17 protein-coding genes are annotated in these 13247 nt (G+C 66.3%); 5 read left to right on the forward strand and 12 right to left on the reverse strand.

The features are described 5' to 3' along the window. The first annotated feature begins 63 nt into the window (after positions 1-63). Genes ACOZ4I_RS05440 through ACOZ4I_RS05450 form a run of 3 tightly spaced genes read left to right on the forward strand, consistent with a single transcriptional unit; the run spans position 64 to position 3357 of the window. Positions 64-1551 (forward strand): hypothetical protein, encoded by a 1488-nt coding sequence (locus ACOZ4I_RS05440; protein ID WP_424003806.1) that lies wholly within the window; start codon positions 64-66, stop codon positions 1549-1551. Beyond that, positions 1548-2231, forward strand: coding sequence for an ABC transporter ATP-binding protein (locus ACOZ4I_RS05445; RefSeq protein ID WP_424003808.1), 684 nt, complete (start codon positions 1548-1550; stop codon positions 2229-2231). Before ACOZ4I_RS05440 ends, ACOZ4I_RS05445 begins: the two co-directional genes overlap by 4 nt. Beyond that, positions 2221-3357, forward strand: a complete 1137-nt coding sequence (locus ACOZ4I_RS05450) for an ABC transporter permease (RefSeq protein WP_424003810.1) — start codon at positions 2221-2223, stop codon at positions 3355-3357. Before ACOZ4I_RS05445 ends, ACOZ4I_RS05450 begins: the two co-directional genes overlap by 11 nt. Here the strand turns inward: ACOZ4I_RS05450 and ACOZ4I_RS05455 are convergent. The 12 genes from ACOZ4I_RS05455 to ACOZ4I_RS05510 all read right to left on the reverse strand — a co-directional run bounded on the left by ACOZ4I_RS05455 (position 3354) and on the right by ACOZ4I_RS05510 (position 11656). After that, positions 3354-3866: an HTH domain-containing protein gene (locus tag ACOZ4I_RS05455; RefSeq protein WP_424003812.1), complete on the reverse strand. Its 513-nt coding sequence runs from the start codon at positions 3864-3866 to the stop codon at positions 3354-3356. The genes ACOZ4I_RS05450 and ACOZ4I_RS05455 overlap by 4 nt on opposite strands. A 663-nt stretch (positions 3867-4529) precedes the next feature. Further along, a complete protein-coding gene (locus tag ACOZ4I_RS05460) occupies positions 4530-5603 on the reverse strand; it encodes a methionine synthase (RefSeq protein ID WP_424003814.1) in 1074 nt (357 codons plus the stop codon). A 2-nt stretch (positions 5604-5605) separates the two neighbouring features. Next, positions 5606-6604: a 5-methyltetrahydropteroyltriglutamate--homocysteine methyltransferase gene (locus ACOZ4I_RS05465; protein WP_424003816.1), complete on the reverse strand. Its 999-nt coding sequence runs from the start codon at positions 6602-6604 to the stop codon at positions 5606-5608. A gap of 62 nt (positions 6605-6666) precedes the next feature. After that, positions 6667-7260, reverse strand: coding sequence for a HemK2/MTQ2 family protein methyltransferase (locus ACOZ4I_RS05470; protein ID WP_424003818.1), 594 nt, complete (start codon positions 7258-7260; stop codon positions 6667-6669). Position 7261: 1 nt separating this feature from the next. Continuing rightward, positions 7262-8116, reverse strand: a complete 855-nt coding sequence (locus tag ACOZ4I_RS05475; protein WP_424003820.1) for a 16S ribosomal RNA methyltransferase A — start codon at positions 8114-8116, stop codon at positions 7262-7264. 49 nt (positions 8117-8165) lie between these two features. Continuing rightward, positions 8166-8732 carry a DUF655 domain-containing protein gene (locus ACOZ4I_RS05480; RefSeq protein WP_424003822.1) on the reverse strand — a complete coding sequence of 189 codons (567 nt, stop codon included), beginning with the start codon at positions 8730-8732 and terminating at the stop codon, positions 8166-8168. A gap of 158 nt (positions 8733-8890) precedes the next feature. Further along, complete coding sequence (locus ACOZ4I_RS05485; RefSeq protein ID WP_162411711.1) at positions 8891-9247, reverse strand: RNA polymerase Rpb4 family protein; 357 nt, start codon at positions 9245-9247, stop codon at positions 8891-8893. After that, positions 9244-9534, reverse strand: a complete 291-nt coding sequence (locus tag ACOZ4I_RS05490; protein ID WP_424003824.1) for a 50S ribosomal protein L21e — start codon at positions 9532-9534, stop codon at positions 9244-9246. The genes ACOZ4I_RS05485 and ACOZ4I_RS05490 overlap by 4 nt, the downstream gene beginning before the upstream one ends. 109 nt (positions 9535-9643) lie before the next feature. After that, positions 9644-9910 (reverse strand): elongation factor 1-beta, encoded by a 267-nt coding sequence (locus ACOZ4I_RS05495; protein WP_162411709.1) that lies wholly within the window; start codon positions 9908-9910, stop codon positions 9644-9646. Positions 9911-9912: 2 nt separating this feature from the next. After that, positions 9913-10098 (reverse strand): HVO_2753 family zinc finger protein, encoded by a 186-nt coding sequence (locus ACOZ4I_RS05500; protein WP_162411708.1) that lies wholly within the window; start codon positions 10096-10098, stop codon positions 9913-9915. 71 nt (positions 10099-10169) lie between these two features. Then, positions 10170-10766 carry a DUF2391 domain-containing protein gene (locus ACOZ4I_RS05505; RefSeq protein ID WP_424003827.1) on the reverse strand — a complete coding sequence of 199 codons (597 nt, stop codon included), beginning with the start codon at positions 10764-10766 and terminating at the stop codon, positions 10170-10172. Beyond that, positions 10763-11656 carry a 3-hydroxyacyl-CoA dehydrogenase family protein gene (locus ACOZ4I_RS05510; protein ID WP_424003829.1) on the reverse strand — a complete coding sequence of 298 codons (894 nt, stop codon included), beginning with the start codon at positions 11654-11656 and terminating at the stop codon, positions 10763-10765. The genes ACOZ4I_RS05505 and ACOZ4I_RS05510 overlap by 4 nt, the downstream gene beginning before the upstream one ends. Before the next feature lie 138 nt (positions 11657-11794). Between ACOZ4I_RS05510 and ACOZ4I_RS05515 the strand changes: the two genes are divergently transcribed. Next, positions 11795-12754: a transcription initiation factor IIB gene (locus tag ACOZ4I_RS05515; protein WP_162411705.1), complete on the forward strand. Its 960-nt coding sequence runs from the start codon at positions 11795-11797 to the stop codon at positions 12752-12754. 149 nt (positions 12755-12903) lie between these two features. Then, on the forward strand, positions 12904-13233 hold the full coding sequence (locus tag ACOZ4I_RS05520; RefSeq protein ID WP_424003831.1) for a hypothetical protein: 330 nt from the start codon (positions 12904-12906) through the stop codon (positions 13231-13233). Positions 13234-13247: the final 14 nt, after the last annotated feature.

The raw sequence follows: 13247 nt of genomic DNA on the forward strand, positions 1-13247 counted from the left end.
TCTCCCCCTCCTGTTGAGCGACTGGAACGCCGAGCGACCGAAGCGACTGCGGGTGACGGACTGATGCGTCGGCTCTCGGCCGTTCTCGTCTGTCTCCTCGTCCTCGGCTCGCTCCCGCCGTCGGTGGCCGGTGCGAGCGTCAACGTCACCATCTCGGACGTGGAGGTGACGCCGTCGTCGCCGGCTCCCGGCGAGACGGTCACGTTCGACACCACCGTCCGTAATCTAGAGAGCAGCGACTCGCCGCTCGAAATCAACGACATCGCCATCCGGCGGTCGGGCGGCCGCGGCATCACCGAGTACGAACGGGTGTCCGACCTCGGTTCGATCTCGCCGGGAAGCTCCCTCGAAGTACCGCTGACCGCCTCCTTCGGATCGGCCGGCACGCGTGACCTCCGGGTCATCGTCTACGGTCGTGACCGGGGCTCCGGTGAGAGCGTCACCATCCGGTACCCGGTCTTGCTCCAGGTCGAAGAGAACCACCCGCAGGTCGACATCACGGCGAACGACTCCGTCGCCGGCGTCGAGTCCGGCGGCCGCGTCACTGTCGCTAACGGGCTCGACACGCAGCTCTCGAACGTCGAGGTCGTCGTCCGCGGACAGGGCGTCGAGATGACGAAACGCCGTACGGTTCAGGCGACCGTTCCGCAGAACGGCTCCATGACGGCTCCGTTCCGCTTCCGCCCGCGGACGGCCGGCGACCACGACCTCACGGCCACCGTCCGCTACACGATCGAAGGTAACACCAGACGCAACGTCTCGCGGACTACGACGATCGAGACCGACCCGCTCCGGGAAAACGTCTCCATCGACACCGAAGCGGTCGGTAGCGGCAATGAACGCGCCCTGCAGGTCACGGTCTCGAACGGCGCGAACGTCCCGATCTCCGACGTGGCGATCACCGCCCGGTCCGAGAACGCGACGTTCCCGCGGGCCCTCATCGAGAACGTCTCTGCCAGTTCGTCAAAGCGGGTGCGGCTGAACGCGACTATGAACGAACCGCGCGCCGACGTGCGGGTCGCGGCGACCTACGATCTCGGTTCCGAGACCCGCCGCGCCGTCACCGAGACCGAACTCAGATCGGTGCCGGGAACGATCGAACTCACCGGGCTCGACATCGTGCGCCAGGGCTCACGTTACCAGATCTCCGGCAGCGCGAGCAACGTCGGCTCGACGGCGGCGGACAGTGTCCTCGTCAGGGTCGTCGACACGGAGATGGTCACACCGGCGACGCCGAACCGCGACTACTTCGTCGGAACGGTGCCGGCGAGTGACTTCGTCTCGTTCGACGTGTACGCGCGGACCGAGGGCAACGCCACGTCGATCCCGCTCGAAGTGACGTACCTCGTCGACGAGGACCGGAAGACACAGCGGTTCTCGGTCGACCTGAACCAGTTCGGCGGGGCCGCGGCCCCCGAAACTCCCGAGAGCAGTGGCGGCGGCCAGAGCGGTCTCCTGCCGGTCCTCGCCGTGGCCGGGGTGGCCGTCCTCCTCGTCGTGGGCGTCCTCGTGCGCCGATATCGCCGCGGTGACGACGACCTGGACGTATGAAGGTCGTCGACGCCGACGATCTGGTGAAGCGCTACCGAACCGGCGACCAGACGCTCGACGCGCTCGCCGGCGTCGACTTCGACCTCGACGCCGGTGAGTTCGTCTCGATCATGGGGCCGAGCGGTAGCGGGAAGACGACCCTGCTGAACATCCTCGGACTGCTCGATACCCCCACCGAGGGACGGATCCGCCTCGACGGACAGGACGTGACCGGCCTCAGCGACCGCAAGCGGACAGCGCTCCGAAAGCGGACCATCGGGTTCGTCTTCCAGCACTTCTACCTGCTGCCGACGCTAACGGCGGTCGAGAACGTCGAGGTGCCGTTGCTGCTCGACCAGCCCGCGGGACTCACGAAGCGGGCGCGGTCGCTCCTCGAACGGATGGGGCTCGGTGATCGACTCGACCACCGCCCCGACGAACTCTCGGGCGGCCAGAAACAGCGCGTCGCCATCGCTCGCTCGCTGATCAACCGACCGAAGATCCTGCTCGCTGACGAGCCGACGGGTAATCTCGACAGCGAGACCGGCCGCCAGATCTTGGACGAGTTCCAGCGCATCGCCGACGAGGACGACGTGGCGATCGTCGCCGTCACGCACGACGAGCTCGTCAACGAGTACGTCGACCGGACCGTCCATCTCGTCGACGGCACCATCGGGAGGGAGCGCAAGAGTGGCGGGTAGGTACTTCCCGGCAGCGCTGATGGCGCGCCGAAACCTCACGCGGACGAAGATGCGGTCGCTACTCGCGTCGCTGGGCATCGTCATCGGCGTCATCGCCATCGCCTCGCTCGGGATGTTCGGCGTCGCCCTCCAGTACTCGTTCACCCAGAACCTCGGCGACATCGGCAATCAGATCACCGTCTCGCCGAACGCCGGGGAGAACGTCACGGAACTCACCGAGCGCGACGTGCGCGACATCCGCCGGGTTTCGAGCCCCACGGCGACGGTCGCGCCGGTCAAACAGCGCGTCGAACCGGTCTCGTTCGACAGACGGACGACAGGGAGACAGTTGGTATACGGCGTCGAGAACCCCGCGGAACTATACGAGGCCAGCGAAGGCCGCGTCACCGAACCGTTCCGGACCGGCGCGCTGGTGGGAGCCCACCTCGCCGAGCAACACGACCTCCACCCCGGGAGCACGATCACCGTCAACGACAGCACCGTCCGCGTCAGGGCGGTCCTCGCGGAGGGTGACGCCTTCTCCTCGCTCAACCCCGACAACCGGATCCTCCTCCCTGCGAGTTCCTTCCAGGAGCGGGGCTACTCGCAGGTCTACGTCATCGAGTCCTCCGGTTCGCGAGCCAACGAGACGGCGATGGCCATTCGGAACTCGCTCAACGACCGACAGGAGCGCGTCAACGTGATGGAATTGGGCTCGATCGTCGACACCATCGAACAGCAGTTCCAGATCATCAACACGGTCCTCGTCGGCATCGCCTCGATCTCGCTGCTCGTCGCCGGTATCTCCATCCTCAACGTGATGCTGATGTCGACCGTCGAGCGCCGCGAGGAGATCGGCGTCTTGCGAGCGGTCGGCTACCAGAAACGCGACGTGTTGAAGGTGATGCTCATGGAGGCGACGCTACTGGGCGTTCTCGGTGGCGTCGCCGGCGTCGTCCTGAGTCTCGGCGCCGGCCTGGCGATCAATCACTACACGGTCGGCGACGCGACCGCGGTCTTCAGGATGGCGAACGCTTGGTACCTCGGCGCGGCGTTCTCCTTCGGCGTGGTGACGAGTATCGTCAGCGGCCTGTATCCAGCCTGGAAAGCGGCGAGCGAAGAACCGGTCGAAGCGCTCCGGGGTTAGATCGTCGTCTCGACGCCCGGTTCGAGCCACGGTTCCGTGCGGCCGACCGTGACGGAGTCGAACTGCGCGAGCCAGTTCTCGTCGCCGCGCTCGAAGGCCTCCAGCGCGTCCCCGACGGTGTAGGTCCGCTCCGCGTCGGTACAGGGGAAGACGGCCTCCAGCGTCGAACCCTCGTACAGCGCCAGCGAGACGACCGGGAACACGACCACTTCGTCCACGCGGTCCATCCCGACGTAGCTCCGTGTCCGGCGCTCGAAGGCCGGTTCGAGGGAGTGACCGTTGCGGTCCGCCCAGTCTTTGAACTCCTCGTAGGTGGCGATGGCGCCCGAGCGCTTGTCCTCGGCCATCGTCCGGATGCGCTGCCACTCGCCGGCGACCATCGACTCGCTGAACACGCCGTTCGCTTCGAGGCGCTTGACCCGGTTCAGCACCTGCTGTTGCGCGTCGAACGTCCCGTAGGTGTCGCCCCGAAGATACAGTTCCGCCCGAAGGTGTGTGTCTCCTGTCATGGGTTGATCAATTGAGTATTCTCCAGAAGCTAACTAAACTCTTTCCCAAAATACAAATGTTACCATGCACCACGATTCCGTCGAAGGAACTTCGTGATATAGGTGCTCTATAGCGCTATTGTTCCCAATACACGGGTTCTCTGGAATCCCGCAATATGTTGGGATATCTATACGTAATTTCTGTTACAGTCGATGGTTAGTTCGTCGAACGTCGAATTATTATGAGTTGGGAATCCAACTATTTAAGCGTATCTCTACCTGATATATTCGAATTCCGAGATTATAGCCGAGGGCGCTGTTTGATTCCGTTCGTCACAGGTGGCCGGCGACGCCGGCCGAAACGCCGCCGCGATGCTTCACCCACCGACCGGCATTCAGGTTCGGTAACAGGCGTTCTCCGGGGGGTTCATCCGCAACGTAGCGCTCACGGATCGGCGGCGAGGCGCTCGCGCCTCAGAAACTTCGATAGTTGCCGAACCGGCAGTCGGCGAGAGTACAACACAAAGCGACGCCGCGGGAAGTGGTCTGGGAGGCTCTCACGGTCCTCGACCGCCTCACTACCGACTCCTCGCGTGCTCACTCGCAGGGCAGACCGAACGCTGCCCGTCAGTTCCGCACCGACGGGCCGCAGTCACCTCCGCAGGAAAAGGGAACGGCGGGCCGCTAGTCGTCCGCGCTCGCTTCCGCACCGCTCGCGACCACGTCGATCTCGCCGGCGTCGAGTTCCTCTTCGATCTCGCGGGCGGCCTGCACCATGTTCTCCATCTTGCCGTAGGCCACGTCGCGCGGGAGCAGTTTCACGCCGCAGTCAGGCGAGACGGTGAGTCGCTCCGGCGGGACGACCTCCAGGCCCTTCTTGATGTTCTCCTTGATCTCCTCGACGGGCTCGACCTCGGCGACGTGGGCGTCGACGACGCCCATCGCGAAGTCCTTGGTGAACTCGTGTTCCGTGAACACGTCGAGCTGGTCGTAGTCGCCGTTGGCCAGTTCGAGGTCGTACTCGTGGACGGGGTAGTCCAGAATCTCCGGGTAGATGCGCGAGTAGTCGCCGTAACAGACGTGCAGGCCGAGGCGTACGTCGTCGGGGATCTCGTCGACGATGCGCTCCAGACACTCGCCGACGATGGCGTGGTCGTCCGGCGTCGTGGCGAGGGCGGGCTCGTCGATCTGGATGTAGCGCGCGCCGGCCTCGACCAGCGCCTCGATCTCCTCGTTGACGAGCTCGGCCAGCTCGTAGGCCAGTTGCTCCTCGCTGTCGTAGACCTCGTTGAACGACCAGTTGGCGAGCGTGTACGGGCCCGTGATCGGGACCTTGACCGGGCGCTCGGCCACCTCGTCGGTGAACTCGAACTCCTCGACGAGCCACTGCTCGCCGTACTCGACCTCGTCGGCGACGCTCGGCTTGTCGAAGTAGTTGTGGCCCCACACCTTCACGCGGCCGTTGAACTCGTAGCCGTCGATGCGGTGGGCGAAGTACTCGACCATCTCGTTGCGGCGCATCTCGCCGTCGCAGATGACGTCCAGCCCCGAGCGCTCGTGCTCGTGGGTGATGAGCCGCGAGGCGTCGTCTTTGGCTTCCTCCCACTGCTCCTCGTCGAAGTCGGCGTCCTCGTCCTCGAACAGTTCCCGCGCCCGGTCGTGCCACTTGGGCTTGGGGTAGGAGCCGACGACGGTCGTCAGCAGGAAGTGGTCGTTCGGGTGATCCTCCGGCTTGAACTGGTCTCGTGGTCCTGTCATGGTTATGCCTCCGCCGCCTCCAGGTCGGCGGCGTTCGCGAGCGCGTCGAGCTTGTCTTCGAACTTGTTCACGGGCAGGTAGAACAGCTCCGTGTTCGCCGTCGCGTAGACGGTGTCGTAGGCGGTGTTGGTCTGCTGTTCGAACCAGTCGATGCGGTCGCGGATGGTCTCGGGGGACTCGACGAGCGTGTTCTGCCCGTCGACGACGCCGAGCGCCACGTCGTCTTTCGTGCCGTACTCCTGCACGTTGTAGACGTTCTGGTCGTGGTTCGCGACGAGGTCGAAGCCGATGGCGTCCACGTCGGCGTCCATCAGGTGCGCGTAGGTCTTCTCCTCGATTGCGCCCCAGTAGGTGTGGGCGACGACCTCGGCGTCGGCGGCCGAGGCGACGGCGTCGATGGCCGCGGCGGCGCGCTCGTCCTCGCCGTCCTCGGGCGCGTTCTCGACGAGGGACGGTTCGAGCAGGAACAGCGTCTCCACGTCCGGGAACGAGTTCACTTCTTCGGCGAGGAAGTCAGCGACGGCGTCGAGGAACGCCGCCTCGTCGCCGTAGTGCTCGTCGGTCGCGAGGTCAGCGAGCGAGTACGGACCGGGGAGGACTGCTTGCAGGCCCGAGTCGACGAGGTCGGCGGCCGCATTGAGGTCCGCGGCCACGTCGCCGCCGTCGGCTGAGAGGTCGTCCTGGACGACCGGCTCTCGGTAGAAGTTGTTGTTGTCGTAGTAGCGGACGATACCCTTCGTCTCCACGCTGTCGTGGACGGCGAGCGGGTGTGCGAGCATGTCGTCCCAGCGCAGTTGCCCCTCGACGATCCGGTCGAGACCGGCGTCCTGCTGGCGCGCGACGACTTCCGCGCGCGCTTCGTCGTACGCTTCGACGATAGCGCCGGACTCGTCGCCCGAGATGAGGTCGGTCTTCTGGTGGCCTTTCAGATCTGCCAGTTCGTCCTTGGCCCAGTCCGGGAGGGGAAAGAGACCAGGGGTCGTGGCGACTACCTGTGTCATTGGATCGGGATAAGAAATGACGGGCTTTAATATTTCCTATTCAGCTTAATGCTCTCCAGTAATCACTCGATGGCAAAGCGCAGGACGACGAGTTCCTCGTACGGATGCTTCTCGCTCGCGAGACGCACGCTTTCGAGGCCGCGCTCGCTCGCGTACTCGCGGATGGCATCGGGGCCGGTGAGACTGCTGACCAGCACGAGCGCCTCGCCGTCCGGGGACAGGACCCGACCCACGGAATCGAGGAAGGGGTCGACCAGCCGACGGCCGTCCTCGCCGCCCGAGAGCGCGTGTTCCATCCAGTCGTCCCACTCCCGTTCCGCGGGCGTCGGCAGATACGGCGGATTGAAGGCCACCAGGTCGAAGACGCCGTCTCGAAAGGGGGAGACGAGGTCCCCTCGGACGACGGGAACGCCGTTGTCGGCGGCCTGCCGACAGGCCAGCGGGCTCACGTCGACGCCGACCGCGTCCGCGCCGGCATCCGCGAGCACGGCGGCCACGTAGCCCGACCCGGTCCCCACGTCGAGGACGCGGTCGCCCGGCGTGACGCGGTCGCGGGCCGTCCGCGCCAGCAGATCCGAGTCCTCGGCCGGCTGGTACACCGACTCCACGTCGCGCTGATCGGCCAGCGCCGGGCGGTCGGTGGGGTCGTCGCCCATCTCAGTCCTCCGGGTCGCCGACCTCGTAGGCGAGCGTCGCCAGCGTCGCGAAGTCCCGCGGCGCGAGAGCACCCGCGCGGGCGCTCAACAGGTCCTCGTCGGCGGCGTCGACAACCGCGTCGGGGTCGTCCAGCCCGGAGATGTGCGCCGTGTTCCGAATCGCGTTCCGCATCGTCTTCCGGCGCTGGGTGAACACGGCCTTGAGGAAGTCCATGAAGAAGTCGTCGTCCGGGACGGTGTAGTCAGGCGTCCGCGGCGTCGTCCGAACGACGGCGCTGGTCACCCGCGGCTGCGGGTCGAACGCCTCCGGCGGGACCGTCTCGACGACCTCCACGTCGGCGTAGTGGCCCGCCGTGACCGACAGCCGCCCGTACTCGTCGGTCCCCGGGTCGGCGGCCATCCGCTCTGCGAACTCCCGCTGGAACATCAACACGAGCGGTTTCCCCTCGGGCAACAGCCGGAACGCGATCTCCGAGGACGCGCCGTACGGGAGGTTCGAGACGCTGGCGGTGAACTCGGGGAGTGCCACGTCGAGGGCGTCGCCCTGTACGACCGTCAGGCGGCCGTCCGCGACCTCCTCGGCGAACTCTTCGCCCAGGTGCGCCGCGAAGTCGGGGTCGCGCTCGACGACCGTCACCCGGTCGGCGACGGCGAGCAGACGGTCCGTCAGCGCCCCCGGACCGCCCCCGATTTCGAGGACGTGCGAGAGGTCCACGCCGGCCTCGGTCGCGTAGCCCGGAATCCGATCGAGCACCCTGTCGTCGACGAGGAAGTGCTGGTCCTTTCGGGTGTCGGCGCGCTTGCCGGCCCGGCGGACCAGTGCGTCCGGGTCCCGCGCCCCAGTCTCTGTAGTCATTGGCTGGGCGTAGCGGACCGGGATAGAAAAGGGTCGCCTTCGACCGCGACTAGGAGGACTGCTCCTCGCGCCGGACGAAGATACGGTACTTCAGGTCGTCCTCTTCGAGTTCCTCGATGATTCGCTCGATGAGCACCTCTTTCGGGTTGTGGAGGCCGCTGACACGCTCTCCCAGTTCCTCGAAGCTCTCGAAGGGCTTTCGCTTGCGCTCGTCGAGGATGGTGTTCCGCAGCTTCTTGCCGATCCCCGGCAGGAGGTTCAGCTGGTGGAGCCGGAGCGTGATGGGCTGGGCGTCGTTGTAGAAGTCGACGAAGCGCTGCTCGTCGGCCTCGACGATCTCCTCGACGGCGTACTCCAGTTCCGAGCGAGCGCCGCTCGGGAGGTCCTCGAACGAGACTTCGGTGACCCGTCCGAACTCCGTCAGGTCCACGCGGTCACCGAACGCGATGTCGTCGTCTTCATCGAGCGAGAGCTCGTAGATGTAGAACTCCTCGACGTCGAGGGCGTACGCGAGCGGCTCCTTCTGGTGTTGGGGGCGATCGTCGCCCGGTCGCCCGTGCGGGAGGACGTCCAGGACGGCTCCCGTCAAGTTGTCGCCGCTCTCCGAATCAGTCATGTCAGGCTGTACGAGCAGAGTCCACTTAATGCCGGTGGATGGCTGGGATCACGTCGCCGGCTGTCGATACGCGACGCTCGTTCGGATGGAACAAGAGCGCCAGCGCGGGTGACCCGACACGACGCGATCTGCCTCGACGTGAGGCCGCCGCAGCCGTCTCAGGCGTAGCGCTTGACGATGTTGAGAATCTCGTCCAGTTCGTCGCCGGACAGCGTGTACCGCTCCTGGGCGAACACGGCGCGGAGTTCGTCCCGGTCGAGCGGTCGCAGGTTCGCGATCTTGTAGGCCGTCGGCGTGTCGACCTTCTCGAGTTCCTGCAGCTCCTCGACGAACTCCAGCGACTCCTCGGGGTCGAGGACGGCGAAGCGGTTGACGTGCTCGATGGCTCGCTTGAGCTCGTAGCGCATCTCGCGGTCCTCGTCGGCCGCTCGCTCCATCTCCAGGTCCTCGAGGATCGCCTTCGTCTCGGCGACGGTGAGGTATTCCTCGTCGAGCTTCTCCTTGAAGATCGTCATTCTTGCCGGCGCAGGTGCGCAGCCGTGACGATGACGGTCTTCTTCTTGCCGCCGTCGACGATTTCGACCTTGAAGGCGTCACCCTGCTTGCCGACGACCGTCCCGGTCTGGCCGCCAAAGCGCGGGTGGAACCGGCCCTTCGGGACCGACGGGTCGATCTTCAGGTGGACTTTCTCGCCGTTCTCGAACTGCTCGACGGCGCGCTGGGGCGGCGAGGTGCCGCGTTCTCGGGGGTTGTTCTTGAGCTTGTTCCGCGTTCCTTCCAGGGGTCCGTTCGAACTGGGCATTCTTGCTCCCCGCTAATCCGGTCGCCCTAATAAAACGTGCGTTCCGCGACCGTCCCTGGCCGGGTCGTGCCGCCGCTACGGACGAGAGAATGCGGGGATGACCGGACGCTCAGAGGCGGCCGGTGCTCTCGATGGAGACCGACTCGACGCCGTCGACGTTCGCGAAGGCCTCTTCCACGGCGTCAGTCCCGCCGGAGTCGTCGGGGACGATGACCGTCGGGGTCAGCGCGACGAGGCCGAAGGCCACGTCCTCGCGCTCGAAGCCGTTGATCTTCGTTCCTTCGGGAAGTGCGCCCTCGAGACGGTCCTGCAGGGCGTCGAGGTCGACTTCCGGGCTCTGCGGCATGACTTTCATCTTGGCTGCGACTTTCCCCATCGTTATGGTCCCGTGAATCCGCAGTCGGGGCACTTGTAGAGGTTGCTCTGCTTCCGGCAGGTGGCACACCGGTAGATCTGGTGGCCACAGTCCGGGCACTTGAACGCCGCGGCGTTCGTCCCGGCGATGTTGATGCCACAGGAGACGCACTTCTGCGTCCGTTTCTGTGTCTGTTGGCTCTCGCTCATACCACTCCGTATCCGACCGCGGCTTTTAACGATTGCCAAACGCGACCGACACCGCGACGGCCCCGACCGACCTAGCTCCCGGGCAGGATGTCGCCCAGCGCCGCGCCGATCGCCATCGGGACGAAGGCCACGGCGCAGACGCAAGCGGACTCCCAGATCGCGGCCGGGCCGCCCGACCAGTCGACCAGGCCCCACCCGGTCAACAGCGCCACGGAGACGACCATCGCCGTCCCGGTGACGCCGACCAGCCGGCGGGGAACGATCCCGAAGATGGCGTTGGCGACGCGCACGTCCTGGAAGTCGGCGACGTAGAGGATCGCGACGACGAGCCCGATCGCGATGCCGAGCGTCGCCACCAGGTACAGCGGGTGCTGTGCGATGTGTCGGCCGGCGTCGACGGTCCCGCCCTCGACCGCCATCGGGATGCCAAAGAGGAGCGATCCCAGCAACGCCTCGGCGAGGTCTGACCGGCCGAACCCCCAGACGACCCTGCCGAACACCGCCGGGTCGGAGTCCTGTGACTCCGCGGCCGCGCGCATCGCCTCGCGGACCTGCCGGCGCTCGTCCTCGGAGTCCACGAGGTCCTCGAGTTCTTCGAGTTCGTCGAACAGCGTCGAGAACTCGCCGTCGTCCTCGTGTTCCGCTGGCGGCGCGTTCGGCGGGGTCATCGGATGTCGGACTCGTCTCGCGTGGGGACTTTGGGATCAGGGTCTGCTCCCGTCGTCGGTTCGCCGTTCTCCCAGACGTAGAACCCCTCCCCGGTTGCCGCGCCGATCTGGCCGTCCTCGACCTTCCGCCGTAACAGCTCCGGCGGTTCGAAGCGGGCGTCGAGTCGCTCCGAGAGGTCCCTGAGTCCGCTCAGCACTGTCTCCAGCCCGAGCCGGTCGGCGCGCGCGAGCGGCCCGCGCCGGCGTTCGGGGGCGCCGTGTCCGCCCGCGCCGTCGCGCTCGAACGCGCGGTCGATTTCCCGAACGGATGCCACGCCCTCTTCGACCATCCGAATCGCCTCGGCGACGGTAGCCAGTTCGAGGCGCATCGCGGCGAACCCCGGCGTGTCGCGGACGACGATGGGGGTCGCGCCGAGCGACTCGACGAAGTCGACCGCGCGGTCGCGGGTTCGTCCCGTCGTCTGCTCCGCGATGACAACTTCCACGGTGTCCCCGTCCGGCGGATCGACGAGGTGCAGCCCGACGGCCCGGTCCGGTGCGCGAAGCCCGGTCGCGACCGCTGTCACCGACACCGTCGGCTCGCCGACCGCGAGCAACACGTCCTCTCCCACCATCGTCTCGGTCTCGGCGACCAGTTCGCGGTGGCCGTCCGTGTCGCGCTCCGTCGCGTCGACGACGATATCGGCCCCGCTGACGGCGCTTTCGAGACCCGTCGTCCCGTCGACGCGGTCCCGGTCGCCCGTTTCGCCCAGCGCGCGCTCGATCTCGTCGATGCGGTCCATCACGGCGGTCGCGTCTCTGCCGCGAAGGCGCACGTCGTGGCCCGCGCGGACGCATCGCTGTGCGATGTCGCGCCCCCGCTGGCCGGCCCCGAGTACGGCCACAATCATGACAACATCACCGCGCGCCCGCGGTTAAGCCTTTACGCTGGCCCGATTCGCCCCCAGTATACAGGCCTGTGGGGTGAGAAATATAGGCGAACCACCCAAACATTTATACGTGATTGGCTTTTCTCCGTAAAAGAACACATGGAACGGCCGACGCGCCAGCGGGATTCTGACCAGGAGGAACGCGAGCAGGAGTCCGAGAGCACGGGCCAGCAGACCTGCCCAGAGTGTGAGTCGGAGTCCATCACCAGCGACGGCGGGGGGGAACTCGTCTGCGAGGACTGCGGCCTCGTCATCGAGGACGAGAACATCGACCGCGGCCCGGAGTGGCGGGCGTTCAATCACTCCGAGCGCCAGTCGAAGTCACGCGTCGGGGCCCCGACGACCCAGACGATGCACGACAAGGGCCTGACTACCCAGATCGACTGGAAGGACAAGGACGCCTACGGCCGGTCGCTCTCCTCGGAGAAGCGAAGCCAGATGCACCGGCTGCGAAAGTGGCAGGAGCGCATCCGAACCAAGGACGCCGGCGAGCGGAACCTGCAGTTCGCGCTGTCGGAGATCGACCGCATGGCCAGCGCGCTGGGCGTGCCCCGCTCGGTGCGCGAGGTCGCGTCGGTCATCTACCGTCGCGCGCTCAACGAGGACCTCATCCGCGGGCGCTCCATCGAGGGCGTCGCCACCGCCTGCCTGTACGCGGCCTGTCGGCAGGAGGGGATCCCCCGGAGCCTCGAAGAGGTCTCTGACGTCTCCCGCGTCGAGCAAAAGGAGATCGGTCGGACCTACCGCTACGTCGCCCAGGAACTCGAACTCAAGATGGAGCCGGTCGACCCCAAGCAGTACGTCCCGCGCTTCGCCTCGGAACTGGAACTCTCCGAGGAGGTCCAGTCGAAGGCCAACGAGATCATCGACACCACGGCCGAGCAGGGTCTGCTCTCGGGCAAGTCGCCGACAGGGTACGCCGCCGCCGCCATCTACGCCGCTTCGCTGCTCTGCAACGAGAAGAAGACCCAGCGCGAGGTCGCGGACGTAGCCCAGGTGACGGAGGTCACCATCCGCAATCGGTATCAAGAGCAGATCGAAGCGATGGGTATCCACTGACTGGCTGACTCCCGCCCCGACTTTTTCGGCCGTCGACTCGCGAGCCACGGGTAACCGGTCGTCTCCAGCGGCCGTCCGCACCCGGGTAGCGGAACCCGGGACTGCTACCGTCGTGCAAACCTATCCGTCTGGACAGCGATACTGTCGGTATGTCATCGGCTGAATCCCAACGGCGGATCGTCATCCTCGTCATCGGACTGGTGATACTCTTTGCGCCCGCGCTGTTCGTCGTCGCCACGCTCGAGTTCCTCATTCTCACGGGGGACCTCGCGCTCAGCCAGATCTCGCTCGTCGACTTTCTCGAACTGTACCTCATCGACCTGGTGCTGTTCGTCGTGATCGGTTACGGCGTCTATCGCCTGACCTTCTGGCTGATCGAGAACCCGCTGCCCGACGCACTCGATACGCTTGCCGACGAGACTGACCCGGGGGACGAGGGGACGACCGACACCGACGCCGTGCGTGACGACGGTCTGTGAGCACCGCTCCCGGC

Source organism: Haloarcula salina (genome assembly GCF_049603855.1).
In the GTDB taxonomy this organism is placed as follows: Archaea; Halobacteriota; Halobacteria; order Halobacteriales; family Haloarculaceae; genus Haloarcula; species Haloarcula salina_A.